The sequence below is a fragment of the Saccharothrix australiensis genome (assembly GCF_003634935.1).
Classification (GTDB): Bacteria; Actinomycetota; Actinomycetes; order Mycobacteriales; family Pseudonocardiaceae; genus Actinosynnema; species Actinosynnema australiense.
The window spans coordinates 4,206,243-4,231,856 of record NZ_RBXO01000001.1 but is presented as its reverse complement, the minus strand read 5'-3'; the positions used below and the strand labels follow the sequence as shown (position 1 = coordinate 4,231,856).

The 25,614-nt window shown below is 73.8% G+C and carries 23 protein-coding genes; 8 read left to right on the top strand and 15 right to left on the bottom strand.

Annotated features, from left to right (window positions below; genetic code table 11):
* Positions 1-13: 13 nt before the first annotated feature.
* Positions 14-385: a VOC family protein gene (locus tag C8E97_RS18240; RefSeq protein ID WP_121006813.1), complete on the bottom strand. Its 372-nt coding sequence runs from the start codon at positions 383-385 to the stop codon at positions 14-16.
* Positions 386-443: 58 nt separating this feature from the next.
* On the opposite strand from C8E97_RS18240, the gene C8E97_RS18235 reads away from it, so the two are divergent.
* The gene (locus C8E97_RS18235) at positions 444-893 is read left to right on the top strand and encodes a MarR family winged helix-turn-helix transcriptional regulator (protein ID WP_121006812.1); all 450 of its coding nucleotides are present in this window, start codon (positions 444-446) and stop codon (positions 891-893) included.
* A 271-nt stretch (positions 894-1,164) separates the two neighbouring features.
* On the opposite strand, the gene C8E97_RS18230 is transcribed toward C8E97_RS18235, so the two are convergent.
* Positions 1,165-2,334: a cytochrome P450 gene (locus C8E97_RS18230; protein WP_121006811.1), complete on the bottom strand. Its 1,170-nt coding sequence runs from the start codon at positions 2,332-2,334 to the stop codon at positions 1,165-1,167.
* A 348-nt stretch (positions 2,335-2,682) separates the two neighbouring features.
* Between C8E97_RS18230 and C8E97_RS36535 the strand changes: the two genes are divergently transcribed.
* Complete coding sequence (locus C8E97_RS36535; RefSeq protein ID WP_281275438.1) at positions 2,683-2,814, top strand: hypothetical protein; 132 nt, start codon at positions 2,683-2,685, stop codon at positions 2,812-2,814.
* Between the two features lie 127 nt (positions 2,815-2,941).
* Here C8E97_RS36535 and C8E97_RS18220 read toward each other — a convergent pair whose 3' ends face one another.
* Both C8E97_RS18220 and C8E97_RS18215 read right to left on the bottom strand, forming a co-directional pair.
* A complete protein-coding gene (locus C8E97_RS18220) occupies positions 2,942-3,970 on the bottom strand; it encodes a helix-turn-helix transcriptional regulator (protein ID WP_147455162.1) in 1,029 nt (342 codons plus the stop codon).
* Between the two features lie 142 nt (positions 3,971-4,112).
* Positions 4,113-4,547 (bottom strand): hypothetical protein, encoded by a 435-nt coding sequence (locus C8E97_RS18215; RefSeq protein ID WP_147455161.1) that lies wholly within the window; start codon positions 4,545-4,547, stop codon positions 4,113-4,115.
* Positions 4,548-4,868: 321 nt separating this feature from the next.
* On the opposite strand from C8E97_RS18215, the gene C8E97_RS18210 reads away from it, so the two are divergent.
* The gene (locus tag C8E97_RS18210; protein WP_121006807.1) at positions 4,869-6,056 is read left to right on the top strand and encodes a coiled-coil domain-containing protein; all 1,188 of its coding nucleotides are present in this window, start codon (positions 4,869-4,871) and stop codon (positions 6,054-6,056) included.
* Positions 6,057-6,754: 698 nt separating this feature from the next.
* Here the strand turns inward: C8E97_RS18210 and C8E97_RS18205 are convergent.
* Complete coding sequence (locus C8E97_RS18205; RefSeq protein WP_121006806.1) at positions 6,755-8,050, bottom strand: tyrosine-type recombinase/integrase; 1,296 nt, start codon at positions 8,048-8,050, stop codon at positions 6,755-6,757.
* A 552-nt stretch (positions 8,051-8,602) separates the two neighbouring features.
* On the opposite strand from C8E97_RS18205, the gene C8E97_RS18200 reads away from it, so the two are divergent.
* The gene (locus tag C8E97_RS18200) at positions 8,603-9,718 is read left to right on the top strand and encodes a S1 family peptidase (protein WP_121006805.1); all 1,116 of its coding nucleotides are present in this window, start codon (positions 8,603-8,605) and stop codon (positions 9,716-9,718) included.
* 205 nt (positions 9,719-9,923) lie between these two features.
* On the opposite strand, the gene C8E97_RS18190 is transcribed toward C8E97_RS18200, so the two are convergent.
* Positions 9,924-10,766, bottom strand: a complete 843-nt coding sequence (locus C8E97_RS18190; RefSeq protein ID WP_121006804.1) for a PucR family transcriptional regulator — start codon at positions 10,764-10,766, stop codon at positions 9,924-9,926.
* Positions 10,767-10,970: 204 nt separating this feature from the next.
* Entirely contained in the window at positions 10,971-11,696 is a 726-nt protein-coding gene (locus C8E97_RS18185; protein ID WP_121006803.1) for a hypothetical protein, read from the bottom strand.
* A 203-nt stretch (positions 11,697-11,899) separates the two neighbouring features.
* Between C8E97_RS18185 and C8E97_RS18180 the strand changes: the two genes are divergently transcribed.
* From C8E97_RS18180 to C8E97_RS18170, 3 genes are all read left to right on the top strand, one after another.
* On the top strand, positions 11,900-13,219 hold the full coding sequence (locus C8E97_RS18180; protein ID WP_121006802.1) for a serine hydroxymethyltransferase: 1,320 nt from the start codon (positions 11,900-11,902) through the stop codon (positions 13,217-13,219).
* Positions 13,220-13,541: 322 nt separating this feature from the next.
* On the top strand, positions 13,542-14,066 hold the full coding sequence (locus tag C8E97_RS18175) for a TetR/AcrR family transcriptional regulator (RefSeq protein WP_121006801.1): 525 nt from the start codon (positions 13,542-13,544) through the stop codon (positions 14,064-14,066).
* The gene (locus C8E97_RS18170) at positions 14,063-15,202 is read left to right on the top strand and encodes an FAD-dependent monooxygenase (RefSeq protein ID WP_121006800.1); all 1,140 of its coding nucleotides are present in this window, start codon (positions 14,063-14,065) and stop codon (positions 15,200-15,202) included. Before C8E97_RS18175 ends, C8E97_RS18170 begins: the two co-directional genes overlap by 4 nt.
* Positions 15,203-15,574: 372 nt before the next feature.
* Here the strand turns inward: C8E97_RS18170 and C8E97_RS18165 are convergent, their stop codons facing one another.
* The 8 genes from C8E97_RS18165 to C8E97_RS34105 form a co-directional block, all read right to left on the bottom strand.
* The gene (locus C8E97_RS18165) at positions 15,575-16,861 is read right to left on the bottom strand and encodes a M20/M25/M40 family metallo-hydrolase (protein WP_121006799.1); all 1,287 of its coding nucleotides are present in this window, start codon (positions 16,859-16,861) and stop codon (positions 15,575-15,577) included.
* Positions 16,854-17,681 carry a M55 family metallopeptidase gene (locus C8E97_RS18160; protein WP_121011785.1) on the bottom strand — a complete coding sequence of 276 codons (828 nt, stop codon included), beginning with the start codon at positions 17,679-17,681 and terminating at the stop codon, positions 16,854-16,856. The genes C8E97_RS18165 and C8E97_RS18160 overlap by 8 nt, the downstream gene beginning before the upstream one ends.
* 290 nt (positions 17,682-17,971) lie before the next feature.
* Complete coding sequence (locus C8E97_RS18155; RefSeq protein WP_121006798.1) at positions 17,972-19,423, bottom strand: amidase; 1,452 nt, start codon at positions 19,421-19,423, stop codon at positions 17,972-17,974.
* 384 nt (positions 19,424-19,807) lie between these two features.
* Positions 19,808-21,067, bottom strand: a complete 1,260-nt coding sequence (locus C8E97_RS18150; RefSeq protein WP_121006797.1) for an alpha/beta hydrolase — start codon at positions 21,065-21,067, stop codon at positions 19,808-19,810.
* An 807-nt stretch (positions 21,068-21,874) separates the two neighbouring features.
* The gene (locus tag C8E97_RS18140) at positions 21,875-22,174 is read right to left on the bottom strand and encodes a hypothetical protein (RefSeq protein WP_121006795.1); all 300 of its coding nucleotides are present in this window, start codon (positions 22,172-22,174) and stop codon (positions 21,875-21,877) included.
* A gap of 158 nt (positions 22,175-22,332) precedes the next feature.
* Complete coding sequence (locus tag C8E97_RS18135) at positions 22,333-22,836, bottom strand: hypothetical protein (RefSeq protein ID WP_211347062.1); 504 nt, start codon at positions 22,834-22,836, stop codon at positions 22,333-22,335.
* A gap of 219 nt (positions 22,837-23,055) precedes the next feature.
* Positions 23,056-23,799, bottom strand: coding sequence for an RCC1 domain-containing protein (locus C8E97_RS18130; protein ID WP_170211895.1), 744 nt, complete (start codon positions 23,797-23,799; stop codon positions 23,056-23,058).
* Between the two features lie 309 nt (positions 23,800-24,108).
* Positions 24,109-24,459, bottom strand: coding sequence for a hypothetical protein (locus C8E97_RS34105; RefSeq protein ID WP_147455160.1), 351 nt, complete (start codon positions 24,457-24,459; stop codon positions 24,109-24,111).
* 411 nt (positions 24,460-24,870) lie between these two features.
* Here C8E97_RS34105 and C8E97_RS18125 point away from each other — a divergent pair, with 411 nt between their 5' ends.
* The gene (locus C8E97_RS18125; RefSeq protein WP_121006793.1) at positions 24,871-25,605 is read left to right on the top strand and encodes an IclR family transcriptional regulator; all 735 of its coding nucleotides are present in this window, start codon (positions 24,871-24,873) and stop codon (positions 25,603-25,605) included.
* The last annotated feature ends 9 nt before the right edge of the window (positions 25,606-25,614 follow it).

Sequence of the window (25,614 nt, the reverse complement as noted above, 5' to 3'; positions counted from 1 at the left end):
TATCGGTCCGCGGTCAGGACTTGTCGTGGATGGTGATCACGTAGCCGTCCGGGTCGGCGAAGGCGAAGGTGCGGCCGAAGGGCCCGTCGAGCGGCTCGGTGACGATGGTGACGCCCGCGGCCCGAAGCCGGTCGTGCAGCGCCTGCGCGTCGTCGCAGTGCAGCCACAGCGCGACGCCCAGCCCGGGGCGCGGTGACGCGGCGTCCAGGTCGACCCCCGGCAGCGGCTCCCGCACGGCGAACGGGACGGGCCGGGTGTGGAACACCGCCGCGCCGGGCGGGCCGGCGGGCACCCGGCGCAGCCCGAGGTGGTCCTCGTAGAACCGGGCCGCGCGGTCGAGGTCGCGGACCTGCAGGGCGAGGAAGTCGGGTCCGGTCACGGTCATGTCGTCCTCCGGTTATGTCAGGGTGTTGACATGTCGGACCGTATGTCAGGATGTTGACATGAGTCAAGCCGGGATGGTCGGCCCGCTGGACCGGGCCGTGGGCTACCAGTTGAAGCGGGCGGCCGTCGCGCTGCGCACGTCGATGGAAGCCGCACTGCGCCCGCTGGAGCTGACGGTGCCGCAGTACGCGTGCCTCGAAGTGCTCGCGCAGCAGCCGGGGCTGTCCAACGCGGAGCTGGCGCGTGCCGTGTTCGTCACGCGCCAGTCCATGAACCTGGTGCTGCGCGGACTCCAGGACCGGGGCCTGGTCGCCCGCCCAGCTAGCGCGCCGCACGGCCGGGCCCTGCCCACCAGCCTCACGCCGGAGGGGCGGGCACGGCTGCGCGCCGCGAGCGTCGCCGTGCGGGAGGTCGAGACGCGGATGCTCGCGCCACTGTCCGCCGCGGCGCAGGAGCGCCTGCTCCACGACCTCACCGCCTGCGCCGAAGCCTTGGGCGAGGCTGTGTAGACCGAGGAGTCGGAGCCCTGTGCGCGGGCGCGGAACCCTATGACATCCCGCGCCGGTTTGCGGGTGAAAGTGCGCTCCGTTTCGCGTCAGAAGGTTCTCGCCGGCGTTGGGCGGACGCTCTCGGCTGCACTGGAGAGCGCTCCGCCCATTGGTCGTGCGAACTTTCGAGGGGTGTGGTGCCCGCCGCGGGTTGTGCGACGGGCACCGTGATCTGGTGACGTATCAGTGCAGGTAACGCATGGCGTTCTCCCTTCGTCAGCCGGGTGTGCGGTCAGGCCCAGCCCAGTTCGAGGCGGGCGAGGCCGCGCAGGGTGGCGTTGCGGCGGAACAGCGGTTCGGTGAGCAGGCGTGGCGGCCGGCGCTGGCGGGCCAGCGCGTCGAGGACGGTGCGCAGGGTCAACAGGGCCAGCGGCGCGCCCAGGCACGCGTGGGGGCCGCGGCCGAACCCGAGGTGCGGGCGGGGTCGGCGGTCCAGCCGCAGCGCGTCGGGGTCGTCGAAGACGCGCGGGTCCCGGTTGGCCGCCGCGATCAGGATGGTCACGACCTCGCCGCGCCGGACCGGGTGTCCGTTGACCTCGGTGTCGGCCACGCATCCGCGTGCCTCGGCCTGGACGGGTCCGGCGCACCGCACCAGTTCGTGCAGTGCGGTGTCGCTCGCGCCGTCGGCCAGGGCTTCGAAGGAGCCGGGGGTGTCCAGGCAGGCCAACAGGGCGTTGCCCAGCAGGCGGGAGGCCGACTCGTAGCCGGCGTGCAGGACGACGCGCAGCGAGTTGCGCAGGACCGTCGCGTCGACCTGCGCGGTGTCGTGGTGGACGGCCAGGTACCCGGCCACGCCACGACCGGGGACGGGCTCGTCGAGCCACCGACCGGCCAGCTCGGCCAGGGCGGCGCGCGCCGCGCGTCCCGGTTCGACGGTCTCCGGGCGCAGCGCGTAGTCCATGGAGTCGACGATGTCGGCGGAGATCTCGGGGAACCGGTGGTCGTCGGGAGGCACGACGCCCAGGGCGTCGGTGATGGTGCGCAGCGCCAGCGGCACGGCGAACTCCCCCATGAAGTCGAACGAGGCCCGGCCCGCCAGCACGCCGATCCGCCGCTCGACGTCCTCGGCGAGTCGCCCGCGCACACCGTCCCGGTCCATCGCCCGGAAGGCCCGGACCAGCAGCGTCCGCACGGCCGTGTGCTCGGGCGGGTCGAGGGTCTGCACGGACAGCGCGGCCTGCGGTGTGTCCTCGCCGAGCCGACGCCAGTCCGAGCAGAACCTGTCGGCATCCGAGAGCACGGCCGAGCAGTCCTGTGACGACGCCGCCACCCACGAGCCGAGGACGTCGCTCCACCAGAGCCCTTCACGGTGTCGGAACGGCCCCCACGCGGCGGCGGGGTGCCGCAGCGCCTGGGCGGAGAGCAGGTTCTCGACCGGGTCGCGGACCGGTGATTCGATCACTGGGGCCTCCGGCATTCGATCGGCAACACCGTTCGACACAGCATGGGCGGCACTGACTACACGGGGTGGTAGCCCTCGATCTTCACGCCACCGACCCGGTGGACGAGTCGCATGACCGCTCTCCTTCCTCACAGGAGCAAAGCGCCGACCGCGCCGGCCCCTGTCTCCGGGGTCGACGCGGTCGCGCCAACCATGCCTGGCGCCGCCGTGTCCCCCCGATCGTGTGATGCGTCCGGATTCAAACCTTCCGGTCCGTGACCACCGGCGGGTGCGGCTGGACTCGTCGTCCACGCCGGCCGAGCGACTCGCCGCCCCGCCCGCCGCGCACCTCGCGATGGGCAGGTGCTGATGTTCATCGCGAACGCCCGAGCCCGGTTCGGGGAACCCGGAGGTCTTGTCCGCGCCGACGACGTCGGCCTGGGTGATCTCGCGCAGGTGTCGGCGGTGGTGGGTGCGGTGACGACGTCGGGTTGGACCTGAAGCAGGTCGGCGGGGGTGCGGTCGAGCACGACGCAGAGGACGTCGAGGTCGTCCAGGCGCAGGGTGACGGCTGCCCGGACCACGGGTTCGACACCTTCCCGGAGCTGATGACCAGGCCGAGTGCAGGTCACACCAGCATGGCGGCGAGTTCGTCGCGGCTGTTCACGGCGATCTTGCGGTAGATGGCCTTGAGGTGGTCGTTGACGGTGTGGGCGGACAGGTCGAGGTGGCGGGCGATCCGCTTGACGGGCAGGCCCCGCACCGCCTGCTGCGCGACGGCTTTCTCCTTCGGGGTCAGGCCGTGCCAGGCGGCGACCGCGTCGAGCAGGGTGGCGGCGCGGGCGGGTTGGATGGTGACGACCACCTCGCCTTCGGGGCCCCCGTGCAGGGGCTGGGCCTCCAGGGCGATCCAGCCGCGTGAGGTGGGCAGGCGGGCGTGCGCGGGTCGGCCGTGCCGGGCGCGCAGTTGCAGGTGCCACAGGGGCGGGGCGAGCCCGTCGCCGGTGTCGGGCGTGGGGAACCGCTCGATCCACCGGTGCGCGGAGGCGGTGGCCCGTACCACGGTGCCGTCGGGTCCGATGACGAGCACCGCGGGCGGCAGGTCGTCGTCACTGGGGCGTGGTGGTCCACTGGCCGCGAATCGGCGCACGCCGGCGGTGAGGGCGGGGGCCAGGCGACGCGCGTGCCCGATGTCGGTCCGGTTGAACCCCGTGCCGCCTCCTGCGCGCAGCAGGACCAGCGCGCCCCACGCCGTGCTGTGGGAGGTCAGCGCGACGCGCATCTCGCCGCCGACACCCTCGGCGGCCATGAGCCGGCGGTAGTCCGGCACGTCGTGGCGCGCCGTCACGGCGCTGTCGGGAGCGGCGGTGCCGAGCACGCCGACCGGGCAGGCAGCGGCGGCCAAGCGCTGGAACCGACAGGGGTTCCCGACCTCCAGGGCCTCCATGCGGCGGGAGGTCGTGACACCGTAGCCGTGACGCCGGGTGAGGAACGCGCCCGTGCCGAAGACCGGGTCCATGCCGACCAGCAGGTACCCGTCGTGCGCGACCAGCGACCCCACGTGCTCGGAGACCAGCGCACCCAGTTCGTCGACCGTCAGCCCCTGCTCCGCCGCCGTCGCAAGAGTGTGACCGATTGCCTCCACCCCCGTGTTCACGTTCCGAGTATGGCGCGGTCCACCACGCCGGGCCGGCCGGTGCGAGAAGCCCCGCACCGTGTGGGGGTGGTCGCAGGGACGCGGTCCTTGCGACCACCCCACACCTCCCCTCCGGCGTCCCCCTCGCCGGGCTGGAGTGGGGTCAGACCCGGTGCGCCCACCAGGTCGCGTGGCTCGACGGGTCGTTCAGGTCGATCGTCTCGCCCGACCACTGGCCGTCGGAGCCAAGCCGCCCCGAGTACCGGCCGGAGTGCCCGTAACTCCAGCGGATGGTGAACACGACGTCGTGCCCGGTCAGCCGGCCGGACACGTCCCCGCTCCCGTTGGCGGAGTCGGCCAGCCCTTGGAAGGAGCCACCGCCGTCGGCCGCGCCGACGAACAGCCGGAACCGGTCGCCGTTGCTCTGCGCCACCTCCCACAGACCCTCGAACACCCCGGCCGGTGCGACGTCGTGGGAGCCGTCCCCCGCCACCGCGGACGTCGGCGCCGCGAGCACCGGCGCCGCGACGGCCGTCGCCGAGCCCACGACCGACGCGATCAGCACCACCGCGACCGCCAACCTGTTGTGCGTCCTCATCCGGCTTTCCCCTTGTCACGAGAACGATGGCTTGCGCTCACCACCATTCCCGCGCACCCCGACGGGCCGACATCCCGAGAACAGGGGGTTGCGGGACCTCCAGGCCGGCGACGCCGACGGGCGGGAGCCGCTCGGGCTGAGGGGTCCGTCATCGCGTGCCGCCTCCGAGCCGCGCGCGTTCGACCCAGGGGGTGCTCGACCAGGATCGAGGTTACCGAGATAATGCCACTTATCTCGGTAACCTGTGCTACAGTTTGGCGTTTTTGGAAACGAAAAACCTCTTGTTGTTTATCGAAACGATCACTGTGCTAGATTGGGCCGGTGGCAGCCGAGGTGAACGCGCAGGAAGAGGTCCCGGTCGGTCGGACGCGGCCGTGTGCGTACTGCGGGCGTCCGGTGGTCGCCCGCAGGCCCACCGGGCGCCCGCCCCGCTACTGCCCGCCCGACGAACGGGACTGCCAGGCGCGGGCGCGGGCCGAGCGGCTGACCGCCCGCGCCGCCGAGACCACCGGTGGGCCGGCCGCCGTGCGCCAGTTGCTGCTGGACCTGACCGGGCGGCTGGACGAGGCGTGGGAGCCGGTCGGCGACCTGGTGGACGCGATGCAGACCGCGCGCGACCTGCTCGGCGGGCTGCGCGACGAGCTGCTGGAGCGGGTCGCGCGAGCCGAACGCGCCACCGCCGAGGCCGACGAGGCGAAGGAGGCCGCCCACCTCGCGCGGCAGGCCGCCGAGACCGCCCGCGACGAGGCGCTGCGCCAGGCCCGCGACGCCCTCGCCGAGCGGGACCGGGCGCTGGGCGCGGAGCAGGACGCCGTCGAGGCCCGTCAGGCAGCCCTGCGGACCCAGCAGCGGTTGACCGCCGAACGCGACGCCGCCCGTGAACACGCGGAACGGACCGAAGCGGCCTCCGCCGCGGCGGTCGCCGCCGCCACCGCCGCCGCGGACGCCCGTGTCCGGGACGCGGCGGAGGAGGCGACGCGGGCCCGCGAAACCGCCGCCGGCCTCCGCGGTGAGCTGACCACCGCGCGGGAACGCCTGGCCGAGCACGCCGCGCGCGACCGTGAACTGCGCGAGGAACTCGACCGCGTCCGCCGGGAGGCCGCCGACCGGCTCGCCGCCGAACTCGCCCGCATCACCGCCGACGCCGACAGCCGGGTGCAGCGGGCCCACGCCGAGACCGCCGCACTGCGCCGCGAGCACGAACTGCGCCTACAGGAGGCCGCCCGCCACCTCGGCGCGCAGACCGAACGCGCCGACCGGCTCGAACGCGAACACACCCGCGACCGGGCGCTGCTCGACCGGATCAAGGCCGCGCTGTCCGGCACGACCCCGCCGGACACGACCCCGCCGCCGGACAGGACGCCGCCGCCGGACAGGACGCCGACCGGCACCGGCACCGGCACCGGGGCGAACATCGACGGCACCGCCCCCGACCCGACGCACGAGCGGAACCGCGACGTGCTCGCGGCGGTGGCCGCGCTGCTCGCGGAGCGATCGCCGTCCCGGTAGCACCGGACCGCCCGCCTAGGATCAGATCCGGTTCCCCGGGCGCGAGCACCACGGCGTCGAGCGGTCGATCGAGTTTCCCCGCTCGAAAGGCACATGAGGGAGTCCAGGAAAACGACCCTCGGAGGATTCCCGGCCGGTCCCGGCGGTGGCCGGGACCGCGCCGCCACGGTGCGCGGCAACGGCAAGCGGTCGGTGAGCGCGTGGTCGAAGAGGTCGGACGGGTTCGCGTGGCGGTACGGCACCGCGAACCACGGGATCTGCGCGGGCCCGGCGTTCCGGGGGCCAACGGGCAGAGCGTGGCCCGGTGCGGCACCAGCGGTTCCGGCATCACCGCGCGGCGCACCGGCCGCGCGGTGAGGTGGCGCGGGGTGGGCGGGCCCGGCGGACGGACCCGCCCACCCCGCCCGAAAACGGAACCCGTGCGGAACCCGCCGACCGCAACCCGCACCGTCATATTCCCCGTGGCTTCTCCCTTTTCGACCCCGACGCCACAGGCATACCGAAATCTTCCACGCCCGCGCGGTGTCTCCGCGGATTCGTGACGGCGCAATCCCGGTGGCCGGGAAAGGGCAATCCCCGAATCCCGCACCGCACGACCCGTCGAATACCGCCCGCCGCCCGGAAGGCAGGGGCCGGGGCGGCGTCACCGACGCGGGCGCGTCATGCGTTCCCGCGACCAGGCCGGGAGCGCGGTCCGGTCACCCCAGCCGCGCGCGCACCGACGCGGCCAGCAACGCGATCCGCGGATGGCCTGCGGGGCGGTCCAGGAGGGCGTCCACGATGCGCAGCGCCTCGCGGAACAGCGGCGGGTCGAGGGGCGTGCCGTCGTCGAGCGCGTCGTGCAGCAGCCGCAGCCCGTGCAGCACCTCGACGGGGTCCTCGCCCTCCACGCCCGCGCGCAGCGCGTCGACGGCGGTCGCGTGCGCGGCCGTGACGGCGTCCCGCGCCCTCAGCAGGGTGCGTTCGACGACGTCCACGGCGGAGCGGTCGGGGTGGCGGGCGGCCTGGTTGTAGACGCGGTTGGTGGTGTCGACCGAGGCGTGCCCGACGTCGGCCTGGACGTGGGTCATGTCCGCGCCGCCCTCCGCCGCGGTGGTGACGTAGAAGTGGCGCAGCACGTGCGGGCCGACCCGGTCGGCGAACTCGGCCAGCAGCGGACCGGACGCGCGCGCGACGCGGCGCAGCAGCGCCCACACGTCGCGGGGGTCCAGCGGCCCGCCGTCGCGGGTGGCGATCAGCGGCGAGCGGCGCGCGGACACCGTGCCCGGCCGGGCGGGCGTCGCGGTCGCGTCGTGGCGGTCGCGGGCGGCCAGGTAGTCGTCCAGCGCCCGCCCCGCCAGGCCGGACAGGAAGACCACGCGGGCCTTGTCGCCCTTGCCGCGCACGTGCAGCGCCCGACGTCCGCGCGTGGTGTGCAGGTCCTCCCGGCGCAGGCCGGTCAGCTCGCCGACGCGCAGGCCGAGGGTGAACAGCGCGACGACCGCGGTCGCGCGGTGGGTGAGCAGGGGGCTCCTGCCGCGGCGTGGCGAGGCCGCGGCGGCGAGCAGGCGCGCCACCTGGTCGGCGGTGAGCACGACGCCGCGCGCGGTGTCGTCGGCGGTGCCGAGGGAGAGCCCGCGCCGGTTGAACCGGGTCGGGTCCACGGCGACCACGCCCTGCTCGGCCAGGTGGGCGTAGAAGCTGCCGACGGCCGCGAGGCGGTGGCCCCTGGTGTTCTTGGCGACCCCGGCCTCGGCCAGGTCGTGCTGCCACAGCTTGACGTGCGCGGAGGTGGCGCGCAGCGGGTGCACGCCGCGCGCGCCGCACCACCGCAGCCACGCCAGGTCGCGGTGCCTGCCCGGCCTGGTCGGCGGGGCGGGGCGGGTCCGGCTGGCGCCGGCGTCGGCCGCGGGCGGCCCGGAGGTCAGCGCCCGCACCCACGCCCGGTCCAGGCCCAGGGCGTCGGCGTAGGACAGGCGGGTGGCGGCGGAGCGGTAGCCCAGCAGCCATTCCACGACCGCCCGTCGGGCGCGCGGGAGGTCTTCGTCGGCGGGTTCACCGTCCGTCGACGGCCACGGGTCGACGGAGTGTCCGGTGACGACGGGGGAGGGGAGCCCGGTGACGTCGGCGGCGCGGGGACGGGCACGCGCGACATCCTAGAGCGCACCGCACGCGCGCTGGTGCGCACCGCACGCGTGCCCCCGCACCGCACGCGCGCCCCCGGACCGCGCCGGGCGGCGTGGGCCACCGCAGGAGACGGGTGCGCCGGACCCGCGGCCCGCACCGGGGGAGTTCCGGTCGCGGGCCGACGAAGGCCCGGACGGAAGGCCCCCTCGGGTTTCGCGGGGGGATTTTTCGCGCCGACCGGGAATCACCTCCCACGGCGGCGGCGCGGGTCCGCAAAAACCCGCGGGTGAACCGACGAAAGTCGGTACCGGGGCCAGGGGCGCGGGGACAGGCTGGGGCGTGCCGGAAATGTCCGGGGCCGGTCACGCGTGACGTGCCCGGTCCAACCCACTGAACGGCGCGGCCACCCGCCGCGCACCCTGCGAAAGTGAGTTGCCGGTATGCGCAAGATCGTCACGGGGCGGCGTTTCGTCGCCCGTTCCGCCATAACCCTGCTGGCCGGCGCGACCGCCGCCGGTTTCCTCGCCGCACCGGTCGCCTCGGCGTCCGGGATCGACGGCTACTCGACGGAGGTCGCGAAGTCGGCCGTGGCCGAACTGGTCGCGTCGGAAGGGGTCTCGCGCGCCGAAGCGGCCGAGATCCTGCGCACGCAGGACGCCAACGCCCGCACCGTGAGCAGGCTCGGCGAGGAGCTGGGCGACCGCACCGCGGGCGGCTACCTGGACGCTAAGGGCAAGCCGGTCGTGAACGTCCTGGACGCGGCCACCGCCGAGCGGGTCCGCGCGTCCGGCGCCGAGGCCAAGCTGGTGCGGCACTCGACGCAGGCCCTGGCGTCCGCCCAGAGCACGCTGGAGTCGGTGCCCGCGGTGACGCACACCTCGATCGGGTTGGACCCGAAGACCAACCAGGTCGTGCTGAGCGTGTCCGACGCGGCGACCGGCGGGGACCTCGCCGGGCTGCTGCGCACCGCCGACCGGCTCGGCGACCGGGTGCGGGTCGAGCGGGTCACCGGCGAGATGCGCCTGGCCATCTACAACGGCGAGGCCATCACCGGCGGCGGCACCCGCTGCTCGGTCGGCTTCAACACCAACAAGGGCGGCCAGAACTACATCGTCGACGCCGGGCACTGCACCCGCGCGGTGTCGCAGTGGAACGTCGGGCCGTCGCAGGGCGCGAGCTTCCCGACGAACGACTACGGCCTGATCCGCAACACCACGGGCAGCGCCCCCGGCGCGGTCTCCCTGTACAACGGCTCCACCCAGAAGATCAGCTCGCACGCGCCGGCGACGGTCGGGCAGCGCATCCAGAAGAGCGGCAGCACCACGCGGCTGACCTCGGGTTCGGTGCAGCGGCTCAACGTCACGGTGAACTACTCCGAGGGCGCGGTGCACGAGCTGATCCAGACCAACGCGCTGGCCAACCCCGGTGACTCCGGCGGCTGCCTGTTCTCCGGCAGCGTCGGGCTCGGCATCACCTCCGGCAAGGGCAGCGGGACCTCCTACTACCAGCCGGTCGCCGAGGCGCTGTCCGCGTACGGCGTGACGCTGAACAACTGAGCGGGTACCGCGTACCCGTTCCACCAGGGGCGTGGGCGGGAACGGCTCCCACGGCCGTTCCCGCCCACGCCCCGCCCACGCGGGCGGGCGGGGCCACGTCACGGGAGCCGGTTCCGAGCCCGTGGTCGGCGCTTCCGGGTCGTCGGCCCGCCGACGAGACCCGCGCGGGAGGCCGGGCAGGTGGTCCGGGCATCGACGCCGCCGGTCAGGAGCGGCGGCCCAGCCGCGTCAGCTTCAGCGCCAGGTGCAGTTCCAGCCTCGTCCGCCCGTCGGCCAGGTCCCGCCCGGTGGCGGCGGCGATCCGGCCCAGCCGGTAGTACAGGCTGGTGCGGTGCAGGTGCAGCGCCTCGGCGGTGGCGCGGGCGTCGCACCCGGCGTCCAGGTACGCCTCCAGCGTCGCGCGCAGCACGTCGCTCAACCCGGCCAGCACGTCCTCCGGCGCCGCGCCCAGCAGCAGCCGGTACGCGCCCAGGTCCGACCAGCGCGCGACCCTCGGCAGCGCCGGGTCGAGCGCGGACAGCTCCGCCGCCGCCAACGCCTGCCCGTAGGCCGTCCCGGCGCGGTCGGGCGGGTGCGGGTCGCTCACGCCCACGTGCCCGGCCAGCTCCGGCGGCGGGCCCTCGGCGGGCACGGTCCGCACCACGCGCGGGCGCAGCGCCACCACCACCCGGACCGGCGTGCGCTCCCCGACCCGGACGCCGGCGGCCAGCGCGGGCAGGTGCCCGGTCACCCGCGCCGGGTCGACCTCGCCGAGCACCCACAGGTAGCCGACCAGGACCCCGTTGTGCCGCAACGGGAACACCACGCGCGCCTGGAAACCCAGGTCCTCGTTCGCGGGCACCCGGACCGGGCCGGTCGCGGCCGCGACGCCGTGCCGGTCCTGCCAGGCCGCGACCTCCGGCGGCACGCGCCGGGCGAGGATGGCGCGCACCCGTGCCGCGTCCACGTCGTCGGTCTGCGCGCTGTGCGCGACCACCCGGCCGGACACGTCGTCCACCGACACGCCCCGGCCCAGCTCGCGGGACAGCTCGTCCAGCAGCTCCTGCATCCGACAACTGTAGGAAGCCGGGCGCACCGCGGGGGACGCGCCTTCGACTCGTTCTCCCGCCGACGAACGCCCCGTTCCCCCGCGGGGGTGGGGCGTTGCGCCGTTCGCGGCCTACTCCTTCGGTTGCGGATCGGGGGGAACGCGCGGGAACTCCTCCGTGGGGCTCTCGTCGCCCGGCGGGTTCTTCGGGTCGGCCACGACAGGTCACCTCCCTTCGGCCTCGGGGTGGGGTATCACCACGACGGTGATGTCGTCCTGCGACCCGTGGTCGCGCGCGGCGGCCAGCAGCGCGTCCGCGCACGCCCGCGGGTCGCGGTGGTGGTCGCGCAGCACCTCGGCCAGCGCCGGCAGCGGGGCGGCGGCCAGCCCGTCGGAGGCGAGCACGAGCAGCGGCGCGATGGCCTCCACCGCCTCGACGCCGTACAGCGGCACCCGCGCCAGCGAGTTCAGCAGTTGGTGGTCGTGCCGCCTCGCTTCCTCCTCCGGCGCGCCCTCGCGGCGCAGCTCCTCCCCGCGCGTGTGCGGGGTGGTGACGCGGACCAGCCCGCGGTCGCCGCCGTGCCAGCCGTAGGCGGAGCTGTCCCCGGCCCAGGCGATCCGCCACAGCAGACCCGGCCGGGTCGAGGCCACCACGATCGCGCCGGTCGGGCGCACGGGGGCGGAGCCGTCGGCGTCGTAGTCGCAGCACAGCTCCGCGGCGTGCACCACGCCGATCACGGGGCTGCTGCGCGCCGCCCGCCGGACCGCGGCGCCGACGGCGTCGGCGGCCAGCGCGGCCACGGACTCGTCGGAGCCGGTGCCGTCGACCACCCCGGCGGCCACCCGGCCGTGGTGGGTGTGCACGGCGTGCGCGTCGGCGTTGCGGGGCCGCGACGGGCCGGGCGAGGTGGCCGTGCCGACCACGAGGTCGGTGGCGATGAGAGGAGTCACAGGTCGTCTTCCCGAGTCGGATTCGATGCCGGTCACCGTCGTGCACACCGGCGGCGGCGGCAAGTCTCCGATCGGGCGACCCCGTGGCCACCGGGCGCGCTCCTTCGCGCGTCGGACGGCAGTCGCTCTTTCCGACAGCCGTAGGAAGAACCCGCGACGCCGGGCGGTCGCGGGTCGTCGGCCGGCGGCCCTAGCGTCGGCGCGTGACCAACAGCAGGATCGCCCCGTGGGCCTCCGCCCGTGCGCAGCGCCGCCTGGCCGAGGTGGAGGCCGCCGTGTCCGCCGACCTCAGCGCGGCGGGCGTCGCGCGCACCGTCCACCGCGCGCTCGCGGCGCACGCCGGTCAGGTGGACGACGACGGCATCGTGCTCTACGCGGGCACCAACGTCCCGAGCCCGGCCGCCGCCGCCGCGCACGCGCCCTCGGTGTCCGGCCGGCCCAGCATGGGGTGGCCGGGCGAGAAGTACCAGGTCGGCCTCGACCACCTGGACACCCTGGAGGTGCTCGCGCCGCTGCTGGTCGCCGAGCTGATGGAGGGCTCCTACGCGGAGGTGCGGCTGCAGAGCGCCACCCTGGCCAACCTCGCCGTGTACACGGCGTTCGCCCGGCCCGGCGACAGGATCGCCGTGCTGCCCGAGGTCGCCGGCGGGCACGCCAGCCACCACGCGCAGGGCGTGCCCGCGGTGCGCGGCCTGACCGTCGTGGACCTGCCCTACGACCCGGAGCGGCTCGACCTGGACTACGCGCGGCTGCCCGCGTTCCTGCGCGTGCACCGGCCGCGGATCGTGGTCGTCGGGGCCAGCTTGATGCTGTTCCCGCACGACGTGGCCGCGGTGCGGGCGGCGTGCGACGAGGTCGGCGCGATCCTGCTCTACGACGCCTCCCACGTGGCCGGGCTGGTGGCGGGCGGGGTGTTCCAGCGCCCGCTGCGCGACGGGGCGCACGTGCTGACGTTCTCGACCTACAAGTCGTTCGGCGGGCCGTCCGGCGGCTGCGTGGTCACCCGCGACGCGGCGCTCGCCGAACGGGTCTCGACCGTCGCCTACCCGGGGATGCTGGCCAACTACGACGCGGGTCGCCTGGGCGCGCTCGCCGTGACCGCCGCCGAGCTGGCCGAGCACGGCCGCCCGTACGCCGCGGCCTGCCTGGCCAACGCGCGGGCGCTGGCGCGGGCCCTGCACGACGGCGGGTTCCGGGTGGCGTCCCGCGACGGCGAGTTCACCCGCTCGCACCACGTCGCGGTGGACGCCCTGGCCCTGGGCGGCGGTGAGGCGGCCAGCGCGCTGCTCGGCGAGGCGGGCGTCTACCTCAGCGGTATCGGGCTGCCGTGGCAGCGGGCCGACGAGGGGCTGCGCGGGCTGCGCATCGGCACCCAGGAGATCACCCGCCGCGGCTTCACCCCGGAGGACCAGCCCGCCGTCGCGGACCTGGTGCGCCGTGCCCTGCTGGACGGGGAAGCGCCGGACCGGGTGCGCGCGGACGCCGTCGCGCTGCGCCGGGAGGTCGACGGGCGCTCGGCCTGAACTCCCGGTGGTGGGTTCCCCGCCGCGCTGGGGAACCCACCACCGGGCCCACCGCCGAGGACTACCGGCGGGGCGTGGTCGTCGGCGGGCGGCGGACGGTGCTGGGGGACGGGTTCGTGCACGCGTCCGGCGGTTCGCCGACGACGTGGAGGTGTCCCCTTTCCGCCCGTCGAGCGGTGCCCAGCGGGCGGACGTGCCGGCGGAGGGCGCACGGCCGCCGGTGTTCGCGGGCGTGCCGAGGTGCGCGCCATGACCCGCCGACGTTTGGACGATCGTCCTGTACAGTCGTCCTGGACGATCGTCCAAACAGGTGGGGTGCGACATGACATCGGTGCGGGAACGGCTGCTGGAGGCGGCGGTCGAGCTGATCGCGGAGAAGGGCTGGGGCGCGGTCAGCACGCGGGTGCTGGCCGACCGGGCGGGGGTCGGGTCGGGCGTGGTGCACTACCACTTCGACTCGACGCAGGCGGTGCTGGTGGAGGCGTCGGTCGGCGCGCTGCGGGCCGCGCTCGCGGGGCTGCCCGACCTGCTGGACTCGTCCCCGACGCCGGAGCACGCGGTGGACGCGCTGTTCTCGGCCCTGGACGAGGCGGGCGGGCAGGAGCTGTTCGTCGAGACGTTCCTCGCCGCCTCCCGCAACGACGCGCTGCGGCAGGCCGTCGGCGAGCTGCTGGCGGAGTTCCGCCGGGTGCTGTCGGCGTGGCTGGCCGCGCGCGGCGTGCCGACACCCGACGCGACCGCGGCGGTGCTGGCGGCGGCCGTCGACGGCGTGCTGCTGCACCGCGCGCTGGACCCCGACCTGTCGCGCGCGGTGGTCGTGCCGGTGCTGGGGAGGGTGCTGCGGTGAGGGTCGTGGTGTGCGGGGCGGGCATCGCGGGCCTGACCCTCGCCGGACGCCTGGCGACCACCGGGCACGAGGTCGTGGTGGTGGAGAGGTCGCGCGGGCCGCGCCCCGAGGGCTACATGATCGACTTCTTCGGTCCGGGCTACGACGTCGCCGAGCGGATGGGCCTGCTGCCCCGGTTCCACGAGCTCGGGTACCGGTTCCTGGAGGCCGGCTACCACGACGGGACCGGGCGGCGGCGGGCCGGGCTCAGCTTCGAGCGGTTCGCCGCCGGCCTGCACGGGCGGATGACCAGCATCATGCGCCCCGACGTCGAACTGATCCTGCGGACCGCCCTGCCGCCGGAGGTCGACCTGCGGTTCGGGGCGGCCGTCGTCGCCGTGGACGACCGCGCCGACGGCGTCTCGGTCGCGCTGTCCGACGGCACGTCGCTGGACGCGGACCTGCTCGTCGGCGCGGACGGCATCCACTCGACCGTGCGGCGGCTGGTGTTCGGCGACGAGGCGGAGTTTCTCCGCTACCTCGGTTTCCACACGGCGGCGTTCACCTTCACCGACCCGGAGGTCCACCGGCTGGTCGCGGGTCGGTTCTGCCTGACCGACACGGTGGGCGGGCAGGTCGGCTGCTACGGGCTGCGCGACGGGGGCGTCGCGGCGTTCACGGTGCACCGGACACCGGACCCGACCCTGCCCGCCGACCCGCGGGCGGCGGTGCGCGCGACCTACGGGACGCTCGGCTGGATCGTGCCGCGCGTGCTGGAGCGGTGCCCGCCGGAGATCTTCTACGACCAGGTGGCGCAGGTCGAGCTGCCCCGGTGGCGGTCGGGCCGGGTGGTGCTCGTCGGCGACGCGTGCGGCGCGGTGTCGCTGCTGGCGGGCCAGGGTGCGTCGCTCGGCATGGGCGGGGCGTTCGTGCTGGCCGAACACCTGGACGACCCGGACGCCTACGAGCGCCGCTGGCGGCCCGTCGTCGTGGAGAAGCAGCGGGTGGCGCGCGCGGGCGCGCGGTGGTTCCTGCCCGCCACGCCGCTGCGCCTGCACGTCCGGCGGTGGGCGATGCGCCTGGCCCGCCTGCCGTGGGTGGACCGCCGCATCGCGACCAGCCTGGTCGGCAAACCCACCGCGCTGCTCGGCGACTGACCGCGACGGGACGGGCCGAGGCGCATCGCGTCCTCCCGGTGACCGGGCCGCAATCCCCTCCCCGTGACCGGGCCGGAATCGTCGGTGCCCCGTGGGACACTGGAACCGGGGGCCGGAGGCCACACCGGACCCGCCGCCGCAGACCGCGTCCCGGCCACCGCGTCGAACAGCAACCGCAGGTCGTGCCTCTGTGGTGCCGCGCATGCGGCACCTCGCGGCCAGGCGCGGCACCTCGCGGCCGGGCGCGGCACCCGAGGGCGGCCGGATCGCGGTGCACGGGACGTCGTGCGGTCGAAGTCCGCCGCTCGGGGTTCGCCGCGCCGCCGTGCCGGGCCGGGTGCGCCGGCGGCGCGGCGATGCGCCGCCGGCGCGTCAGGAGGACAGGAACCGGTCCAGCACGCGCGTGCCGAACCGCAGGCCCTCCACCGGCACGCGTTCGTCCACCCCGTGGGCCATCGCCCGGTAGTCGTAGCCCTCGGGCAGGGCCAGCGGCGCGAACCCGTAGCAGTCGATGCCCAACCGGCTGAACGCCTTGGCGTCGGTGCCGCCGCCCATGCAGTAGGGCACCACCACGGCCTCCGGGTCCTCGGCGCGCAGCGCGGCGGCCATCGCGTCGAACCACGGCGAGTCGATCGGGGCCTGCACGGGCGGCTGGTACTCCAGCACCTCCCGCGTCACGTGAGGGCCGAGCGCGGCGTCGATCGACGCCATCAGCTCGTCCACGGTGCCGGGCAGCGTGCGCACGTCGACGTCGGCCGACGCCGTGCCGGGGATGACGTTGACCTTGTACCCGGCCTGCAGCACCGTCGGCGTGGTGCTGTTGCGGACCGTGGACTCGGCCAGCGCCGCCGCCGGCCCGAGGCGGGCGAGCGTGCCGTCCACGTCCGACAGGTCCACCTCCACGCCCAGCGCCTCGCCGGCGCGTTCCAGGAACGCCCGCACGGCGGGGGTGAGCCGCACGGGGTGTTCCAGCGCGGCGACGCGGTCCAGCGCCCGCACCAGGTGCACCACGGCGTTGTGGGAGTTGCGCCGCGACCCGTGCCCGGCGCGCCCGCGCGCGGTCAGCCGCAGGTGGGACGTCCCGCGCTCGGCGGTCCCGATCGGGTACAGGCGACGCGCGCCGACCCGGTGGGAGTACCCGCCGGACTCGCTGATCGCCGCGCCGACGCCGGTGAAGAAGTCCCGCTGGTGCTCGACCAGCCACCGCGCGCCGTGCTCGCCCCGGTCCTCCTCGTCGGCGACGAACGCCAGCACGACGTCGCGGCGCGGCCGCCGCCCTTCGCGCGACCAGGAGCCGACCACCGACAGCGTCATGGCGACCATGTCCTTCATGTCGACCGCGCCGCGTCCCCACAAATAGCCGTCCTGCTCGACGCCGGCGAACGGCGGCACGCTCCACTCGGCGGGGTCGGCGGGCACGACGTCGAGGTGGGCCTGGACGAGCAGCGCGGGCAGGTCGGGGTCGTCGCCGGGCACCCTGGCCAGCACGTTGGCGCGGCGTGGCGCGGGTTCCAGGACGCACGCGGGCACGCCGAGGCCGTCCAGGTGCCCGGCGACGAACTCGGCGGCCTCGCGTTCGCCGGCGGCGGTGCCGCCGCCGTGGTTGGTGGTGTCGATCCGCAGCAGCGCCGCGCACAGGTCGACGACGTCCTCAGCCATAAATGCCCTCCACCGCGCCCGCGGCGACCGCGGTGACGACCTTGAACGCCTGCATCGCCAGGGTCATCGACTCGGCGTCGAACGCGACCCGCCGGGGTCCGGCGGACCGCACCGTGGGCACCGCGGTGGCGGCCAGGGCGAGGTGGGTGGCGTCGAACTCCACCTCGACGTGGTGCGCCTCCACCGCGCCGTCATCGCGTCCGGCCCGCGCCATGCCGGCGCGGGCGGCGGCGGTGATCAGCTCGGCGGTGACCGCGGGTGGGGCGCACACGGCGGCGTAGCGGCTGACGCACTCCTTCACGGCGACCAGTTCGGCGGTGGGCGCGTAGTCGCGGGCGTCGGCGCAGGCGCGGTCGTCGCCGGTGACGAGCAGGACGGGCACCCCGTGCTCGCGGGCCAGCGCGGCGTTGAGGCGGCCTTCGCCCGCCGGCACGCCGTCGAGCCACACCCCGGTGACGGAGTTCTCCAGGTAGGTGTGGGCGAGCACGCCCTCCTCGCCCGCGCCCGCGTGGTAGCCGAGGAACACCACGCCGTCGACGCCGCTGTCGACGCCCTGCATCATCGACAGCGGCTTGTGCCGCCCGGTGAGCAGCCGGGCGCGGCTGTCCAGTTCCTCCAGCAGGAGGTTCCGCTGGCTGGAGTGCGCCTCGTTGACCAGGACGCCGGTCGCGCCGCCGGCGAGGGCCCCGGCGACGCACGCGTTGACGTCGCCGGTGAACAGCCGCCGGAACCGCTGCCACTGCTCGGTCCCTGGCACGACGTCGGCGGTCCACGTGACCCCCGTCGCGCCCTCCATGTCCGCGGAGACCAGGATCTTCATGGCGTCACCGTACCGGCGGGACGTCAACCCCCGACTCGATCGTCACCGTAGTGGTTATTTCTTGACTTCCACACTGTGGTGTGACGCCGACACGGTGCGTGGTCACCGACCCGGTGCCCTGCCGGCGCGACGGGAGGCCAGGCAGCCCCGCACCGCGCGCCGCACCCCCACACGGCACCCCGATCCGGTGAAGCCGTGCGTGGACTGCCACCCGACAGACTGGTTCCCGCCACCCGTTCCGGTCGATGTTCCGATCGGGCACCGGGGCGTCCCGCCCCTGCGCTCGGGCCCTACGCCGGCGCGTGGAAGCCGCCGGTCCTCGGTTCGAGCAGTTCGGCCAGCCGGAGCGGGGTGCGGTCCTCGAACGCCGGGCCGACGAGCTGCACCCCGACCGGCAGGCCCTCGGGGGACCGGCCCGCCGGGATGGCGGTGGCGGGCAGGCCGGGCATGGTGGCCAGGCCGGCCCAGACGAGCTGGTCGAAGTACGGGTGCTCGACGCCGTCGATGTCGACGCGGCGCCGCAGCGGGTCGGGGGCGTGGTCGTGCGGGAACGCGGGGGTGGGCGTGATCGGGCACACCACGGCGTCGAACTCGGCGAACAGCCGCCGCCACCCGTGGCGGTGCAGTTCGCGGCGGTCGTCCGCCTCGATCCAGTCGCGGTGGCTGGACACCATGGCGCGCAGCCGCACGGCGTCCAGGCTCCGGTCGTCCGCGCCCAGTCCGGCGGCGCGGGCGCGGAGGTGCTCGGGCGATTCGACGGGGAAGCGCGCGACGGAGCCCGAGATCAGCAGTTGCATGTAGAGCGTCGCGGCCTCGGCCGGGTCGGGCAGCAGCGGGCTGTGCCGTTCGACGCGCGCGCCGCCGTCGACGAGCGCGTCGGCCACGCGGTGCACGCCCGCCCGCACGGCGGACCCGGTCGGGATGAGCGGGTGCTCGTCGAGGACCAGGACCCGGAAGTCGCCCAGCCGCTCGTGGCGCGCGGGCGGCAGGGTCAACCCGTGCGCCTTGCCGAGCGTCAGCGGGTCCGGTCCGGCCATGACGTCGAGCAGGAGCGCGAGGTCGCGGGCGGTGCGCGCCATCGGGCCGACGACGGCGAGGTCGGGCTCGACCGGCAGCGGCGGTGCCGGCGGCGCGACCATGCCGCGGGTCGCCGCCAGGCCGAGGGTCGGCTTGTGCGCGTAGACGCCGCAGAAGTGCGCGGGGGTGCGCAGCGAGCCGGCGAGGTCGGAGCCGATGGACAGCGCGCCGAACCCGGACGCCAGGGCCGCCGCCGATCCGCCGGAGGACCCGCCCGCGGTGCGGGCGTGATCCCACGGGTTGTTGGTGGTGCCGTAGAGGTCGTTGAAGCTCTGGATGTCCTGTAGCCCCAAGGGCACGTTGGTCTTGCCCAGCACCACCGCGCCCGCCGCCCTGAGCCGCGACACCTGCACCGCGTCCTCGGCGGGCACGTGGTCCCGGTGCTGCGGCATGCCCCAGGTCGTGGGCAGCCCGGCGACGTCGTAGGACTCCTTGACCGTCACCGGAACCCCGAGCAGCGGCCGGTCCTCGCCGCGGGCGCGTGCCCGGTCCGCGGCGCGAGCGGCGGCCCGCGCACGGTCGAAGTCCGGCACGCAGATCGCGTTGATCGCCTGGTCGTCGCGTTCGATACGGGCGATCGCCTCGTCGGTCAATTCCACCGACGTCACGTCACCGGTACGCAACGCGGCGGTGAGTTCTTCGGCCGACCGAAAATTCCACTCCATGAATTCGAAGCTATCGACCTGTCGCACAAGCCATGAAACCCCGCCTCGCGCAACGGGCAAGCCGGTCAGGGCACCCGAGCCGGTGATGTCGCTGCCCTCGAAGACGAATCACCGCAGGTCGGCGCATCGGCATGGGTCGACTCCACCGGTATCGGGCACGAAACACCACGTGGCACAACAGGGCGCTTGTCTCAATCCCGGCCCGCTCGCCGATGAATTCCCGACCACCGTTGAGCCCTGTCCACAACATCGTCCGCCGACGGGGGTCGTCGTCATTCTGGCGCTACCTGCGCCGGTCCTCCCGTCCCCGGTCGCGCCTGGCCTGCCGCCCCCTGCCCGGCCCGGTCGGTCGCGACCGGCCCCGTCGGGCGCTGCACCGGGTGCTCACCGGACGAACCGGATCTGCCGGTGACGCGGCGACGGCCCGTCGAGCAGGCCGTGGTCGCGTCCGCGCAGGTGCAGGTCGAAGAACGCCGACAGGTAGGCGCGCCGGGCGGCCACCACGCCGGGCGGGTGCGCGCCGCCGATCGCGCTCGCGAAGTGGTCGCCGGGCAGGCCCAGGCCGCGGGCCACGTCGGGCAGCACGGTCTGGAAGTCGGTCAGCCACGCGTGGCCGCCGTCGCGCAGCTCCAGTTCCCGCCGCCACCCGCGCAGCACCGCCCACTGCCGCTCCCACAGCGGGTCGCGGTCGGTCGCGCCGGGGTGCACGGCCAGCACCGGGCGGTCGAGGCCGTGCTCGGTCACCGCCGCGATCGGCACCGGCCCGTCGGCCGTGGGCCAGCCGACCCGGAGGTCGCCGACCGCGACGGCCGCGACGCGCGGGTCGTCGTGCGCGAGTTGCAGGCACGCCAGGCCCGCGCCGGTGCCGCCGCCCACCACGCCCACCCGGTCGGTGCGCAGCACCGCCCGCAGGCCGGGTGGCAGGCCGGGCGCGTCGGCCACGGCGTCGAGGACGAACCGCGCGTCGGCGACCCGGCCCCGGTAGAGGCCGCGGATGTAGGCCAGGAACGCCGGGCTGCCCGGTTCCTCGCCCGCCGGGGGCAGCGCGCCGGGGTGGGGCGGCACGAGCCGGCCGCCGGGGAACTCGACGGGCGTCTCGAAGGTCGGGTCGCAGGCCACGACGACGTACCCCCGCGCGGCCAGGCCCTCGATGACGGTGCGCAGCGCGCCGTGGCTGAACCAGTGGCCGAGCACCACCAGCACGACCGGCCCGGCGGCGGGGTGCGCGGGCGCGTCGACGCGGGAGTGCGACCGGGCGCCCGCCCAGTCGACCAGACCCGGCGACAGCTCGCCCATGATGCCCTGCATCACCGTGGCGCTCTCCCGTGCCCACCCCGGCGTCAGCCACGGCGCGACCGGCTGCCGGGCGGGCCCGCCCGCCGGGTAGCTGATGCCCACCGCCAGCTCCCGGTACGGCTGGGCGGGCACGTACGGGTCGGGTCTGGCGCGGTCGACCAGGTGCGCGGTGGTGGTGCCCACGGTGAACGGGCCGGTGGGCGCGGGCAGGCGCGGCCGGGGCGGCCGACCGCGCGCGGCGGTGTCGGCGGGCGCGCCCCGCGCCGCGGCGACGCCGGGCAGCAGGGTGGTCGCGGCCAGGGCCGCGCCGCCGGCGAACAGCCGACGACGGCTCACGGTGGTGTCCATGCGGTTCCTCCCGGTGGTGATCGACAACGGCGAGGGTGCCGGACACGACCTGTGAGGGAGCTGAGTGCCTGTCGCTGAACTAGGACACCCTTACGCACCAACGGCTTTGCTAGGAGAACGCCGTGTTTTCGCAGGTAGGCGAACGGCGAATGCCCCTGGAGGGTTGGCATGTCCCCTTCATGGCGTGCCGGTTGGGCCGCCCTGGTGGCCGTCGTGGGGGTGGGTGGTGTGCTCGTAGCGTCGGTCGGGTGCCGGGGCGTGGGCGGTGGTCGACGTCGACGGGCCGGGTGTTGGCCGTGGTGTCCGGTGGCGGGGTCGACGTGCGGCGTTGTCCGTCGTGTGGTGGGTGTTTGCCGGATTCGGTGCGGCGGGACGCGGTGTACTGCTCGACGGCGTGTCGGGCGCGGCACTGGCGGTGGGAACGCGCGAGCCGGGTGCGGGTGGCGGCGATCCGGGACGCCTCGGAGCAGGGTCGGGCGCAATGCGCGGAGTGCGGGACGGAGTGGGTTCGCGGGGTGGAGCACCGGGCGGATGCGCGGTGCTCCACCCCGCGGTGTCGGACGCGGGCCTGGCGGCGGCGTCGGGAGGGCGGTGATCCGTTCGCGTTGCCGTCTCCGTGACGGTTGTCCGAACGGCTCCGCGAGGGCCTGATAGTTGGTCTTGACCTGCGGAAACGCTTCCCCCGGATGGAGGCTGACAGCGGTGCGCGGTCGGGCGAACACTGTCCGCCGCGTGCCGTGTTCAGCCGGGCGGAGGAAGGGGCGAGGCGATGACCGCGACCATGATCGGACACGTCACCCGGGACCGTTACGACGAGCTGGTCGCCCGTGCCCGGGAGATGGTGGCCCAGGTGACGCGGGCGCAGTTCGCCATCGGGGACGCGGCGTTGGAGATCGACGCCACAGCCGGCCCCTCCGGCGAGCCCAGCACCGAGTCCAGCGCGCCCGGCGCGTCCAACGCGGCCGACACCTCGGCGAACAACACGCTGATCGTCGCCTCGTCGCCACCGCTGAACCCGGTGCAGGCAGCCACAAGCGCCGGAAAGCCCTCCTCGTCGTTCTTCAAAGCCTCGACCAGCTCGAAGACGAAGTGCTGCTCGACCAGCATTCAGACGATGTCCGGATCGGGGGCCTGACCCGCTCCTGGACGCCACCGGTTCTCCTTGCGCCTCGGTACGGGCAGTGCGGCAGCGATGCTACTCGGCAGCCCCATCCGGTCGGCGAACCCCTGAAGTCCACTAAGGACAAGGGTTCGCGGACACCCACTCACACTGTGAGGGTGAATGTGTTGCTCCACAGCAACCTCCCGCCCTCATATCGCCCGTCGTGCGCGGAGAAATGCAGCTGTTCGCCGAAGTAGGCGCCGTAGAAGTACTGGACCGGATTGTCGCAGACAAGCAACGGCGGCAACGTGACCTTGGGGTCAACGTGTACGGCGATAGCGCCGGACGGGTCGGAGGTCGCCTGGAGCAGTTGTCCGCTGGTCCGAATATCCGATATCAGTTGGCCGCTGCACGCAGGCACCACGCCGCTGACAGCGGTGCGCACCCATACCCGGTGGCTCGGCAGGAATCCGGAACCGGTCAACGTCATGGAACCACGGTCGTATGCGGTGAGCACCGGAGCTGCCGCTACGCGATCGATCGTTGAATTCGGTGCTGTCGTTGCCGGCTCAGCGGCAGCGGGCGCACCGGCAACAAGGATCGCGACGCAGGCCGCCACGATGCCACTGATCCCTCGGCTCCACAGAGCATGTTTTTCATGCGACATGACTGTTCTTCCTATCTACACTCTTCTTCTCGACAACGTGCGTTGTAAGTGGCCAGGCTGGGGTTCGTGCACTTGCACCGGCCGCCCATGCGCCCGCACGCGGCTGGGTGGCCGGACGGGAGTTCGGGCGCATTCGTGATCAAGCAGCGGGACACCGCTCCTCCGGCATGGCGTCCCGCGCAGCCCGCAGTGGTGTCCGGGCCTGACCGTTGAAGGCCGTTAGCGCCTGACGGCGAGGTTCTCGCCGCACCCGGCGGCGATGGCGGAGACTGTCGTGAGGCCCGGTGGAGGGATGTCTGCGCCGTCGGCGCGACCTCCCCAGCTGACGAGGGTGCCGTCGGCCTTGATGGCCATGCTGTGCGGACATCCGGCCGCGATGGCCGTCGCATCGGACAGGCCGGGTGGTGGTGTTGTTCCACCGGCGCTGTTGTCGCCCCAACCGACGACGGTGCCGTCCCGTTTCAACGCGAGACTGTGCCCGAATCCGGCCGCGATGGCGGTCACCCCGGTCAGGCCCGAAGGAGGTTGGGCCTGACCGGAGTTGTTGCTACCCCAGCCCACCACCGTGCCGTCGCCTTTCAATGCCAGGCTGTGGCTGGACCCGGCGGCGATGGCGGTCACCCCGGTCAGGCCCGACGGAGGTTGGGCCTGACCGGAGTTGTTGTCACCCCAGCCGATGACGGTGCCGTCTTGTTTCAGCGCCAGGCTGTGATCGCCGCGCGCGGCGACCGCAGTCACACCGAACAGGGCGGGTGGGCGGTCGGCCTGGCCGTGGTCGTTGTTGCCCCAGCTGATCACGGTTCCGTCCTTGCGTAGGACCAGGCTATGGTTCCAGCCGGCGGCGACCGCCGTCGCGTCGTGGAGGTTCACCGGCGGTGTCGCCTTGCCGTAGTCGTTGCGGCCCCAGCCCACCACGGTGCCATCGCTCTTGAGCGCCAGGGCGTAGCCCCAGCCGATGGACACCGCGGTGACCCCGCTTAGTCCTGGCGGAGGTGGCCGGCTACTGGCGCCCCAGCCCACCACGGTGCCCTCCTGCGTCGGCGCCGCCAGACCAGCCGGCGCCGTGACCGCAGAAGCAGATGATCCGAGTAACATCGCCAGAGCCACGATGCACAGCCGTCTCCGTCGGCGATTCATGTTCTCCGCCCTTCTTCTCGAACTGATATCCGTGGGCGCGGGCCCGGACCGCGCAGCAGTCGAAGGTCTCCAAGTGGCTGTCGTCCACTACCTGATCGAGAGTCAAGGTGTTCCCCAGACCGCTCTTCGATCTGGTCAGCAGGAGCCGATCGGTTTCCAATAGAAATTGGGAAGACCGTTGATCCACGTTACGCAGTACATGTACCAAACATGATTTTCGCACTTCATCTGATCGTCCCAACAGTGCTCGGCCTTGATGGTCATGGCCGTGGTAGCTGCGTCGGACGACTTGTGAACAGGCTTGGCGCATAGTTCCGTGAGTGGCTTCGACATGCCAGGGTTGCTCAACGAGGCGGCCTCAGCCGCAGGCGCTCCGGACAATGTCGACAACACCGCGAAGCCTGCTGCGACACCAACTCCGAGAAGCGTCCTTACGCCTTTCGCTGCCTTGTTTTCAGAGCTGAATTCTGGTCCTGACTTCGTCATGACGGTCCTCCGGTAGAGTGTTGACATGTGAGGGGTCGTGCGGGGCCACACGAATTGCCTGTACCTTTGATGGTTGCCGCCACCCCAAATTGAGCAATCCCAAATTCAGGGGGCGCGACACGGACGGGTGTCTGATCTTCCCCATCATTCCTCCCCCTTTTTTCCGCCGCTATTCACCTACTGGTTGCGGCAGTTCCGTGTGCCGTGGCCGGCCGCGTCGAGCTATGCCTGGTTCCTCCGATCGGGTCATTGGGGGCGTTGGCATGTCACAGATAATGTAGGTTCCGCGAAGACACAGGAAGAGCCCGTCTCGTTGAGCGGGACCAGCGCATCCAGCGTGGTATCCGGCCGACGAGTTCCGTCCCTTACCAGTTGCCGGCGCATCGCACCGGGCAGAGAGGGGATTTGGCGATGGATCACCAACCGGGAAACGATCACAAACACACCGGCGACGGGGCAGGGCGCAGCGTGCTGGATGGTGCCTTTCTTCTGCTGGAAGAACTCACCCGGGTCGGTGAGGCCGGCCCGACCCAGCTCGCCGCCGCCACCGGGCTGCCCAAAGCCACCGCGCACCGGCTGCTGGACCAGCTCGCCGCGTTGGGGGCGGTGCAGCGGAAGGCCGGGCGCTACCGCATGGGGGCACGCATGTTCCACCTGGGAGCGGCCTGGCAGCCCGCCCCCCTGCTGCGCACCGCGGCACTGCACCCGCTGCGCCAACTGGCCGCGACGTGCCCGGGCGCGTCGGTCAACGTGGGACTACCCGAGGCTGGACGAACCCTGGTCGTGGGCTCCCTGCGGGGCGAGGCGGACGAACTCTTCCCGAACGGCGCCGGGACAGTGCATCCCCGCGAGAGCGCGCCCGACCGGCTGTGGGCGGCCTTCACCCCGGACTGGCCAGCACCCCGACGCTATACGGCATCCGAATGGAAACGGATGATCACCAAGGTACGTGAGAGCGGCATCGTGGTCGATTACGAGATCGACTGCGCTCCCGAGGTGGCCGTCGTGGGAGCACCGGTCCGGGCAGCGTCCGGGAAGGTCGTCGCCGGGGTCTCCGCTTCAGTGCTCGACAAGCGGCAACTGCCTTCGATCATCATGGCCGTTCAGTACACCGCGAACCAGGTCAGCGCAAACCTGGCCCGCTGACCCGCAGCT

Excerpts from the sequence above, each read along its gene's own strand:
- C8E97_RS18215 (WP_147455161.1), bottom strand. The coding sequence starts at position 4,547 with ATGAGGACGCACAACAGGTTGGCGGTCGCGGTGGTGCTGATCGCGTCG.
- C8E97_RS18175 (WP_121006801.1), top strand. The coding sequence starts at position 13,542 with ATGACATCGGTGCGGGAACGGCTGCTGGAGGCGGCGGTCGAGCTGATC.
- C8E97_RS18165 (WP_121006799.1), bottom strand. The coding sequence starts at position 16,861 with ATGGCTGAGGACGTCGTCGACCTGTGCGCGGCGCTGCTGCGGATCGAC.
- C8E97_RS18155 (WP_121006798.1), bottom strand. The coding sequence starts at position 19,423 with ATGGAGTGGAATTTTCGGTCGGCCGAAGAACTCACCGCCGCGTTGCGT.
- C8E97_RS18160 (WP_121011785.1), bottom strand. The coding sequence starts at position 17,681 with ATGAAGATCCTGGTCTCCGCGGACATGGAGGGCGCGACGGGGGTCACG.
- C8E97_RS18235 (WP_121006812.1), top strand. The coding sequence starts at position 444 with ATGAGTCAAGCCGGGATGGTCGGCCCGCTGGACCGGGCCGTGGGCTAC.
- C8E97_RS18135 (WP_211347062.1), bottom strand. The coding sequence starts at position 22,836 with ATGTCGCATGAAAAACATGCTCTGTGGAGCCGAGGGATCAGTGGCATC.
- C8E97_RS34105 (WP_147455160.1), bottom strand. The coding sequence starts at position 24,459 with ATGACGAAGTCAGGACCAGAATTCAGCTCTGAAAACAAGGCAGCGAAA.
- C8E97_RS18190 (WP_121006804.1), bottom strand. The coding sequence starts at position 10,766 with ATGCAGGAGCTGCTGGACGAGCTGTCCCGCGAGCTGGGCCGGGGCGTG.
- C8E97_RS18240 (WP_121006813.1), bottom strand. The coding sequence starts at position 385 with ATGACCGTGACCGGACCCGACTTCCTCGCCCTGCAGGTCCGCGACCTC.
- C8E97_RS18150 (WP_121006797.1), bottom strand. The coding sequence starts at position 21,067 with ATGGACACCACCGTGAGCCGTCGTCGGCTGTTCGCCGGCGGCGCGGCC.
- C8E97_RS36535 (WP_281275438.1), top strand. The coding sequence starts at position 2,683 with ATGTTCATCGCGAACGCCCGAGCCCGGTTCGGGGAACCCGGAGGTCTT.
- C8E97_RS18140 (WP_121006795.1), bottom strand. The coding sequence starts at position 22,174 with ATGCTGGTCGAGCAGCACTTCGTCTTCGAGCTGGTCGAGGCTTTGAAG.
- C8E97_RS18125 (WP_121006793.1), top strand. The coding sequence starts at position 24,871 with ATGGATCACCAACCGGGAAACGATCACAAACACACCGGCGACGGGGCA.
- C8E97_RS18200 (WP_121006805.1), top strand. The coding sequence starts at position 8,603 with ATGCGCAAGATCGTCACGGGGCGGCGTTTCGTCGCCCGTTCCGCCATA.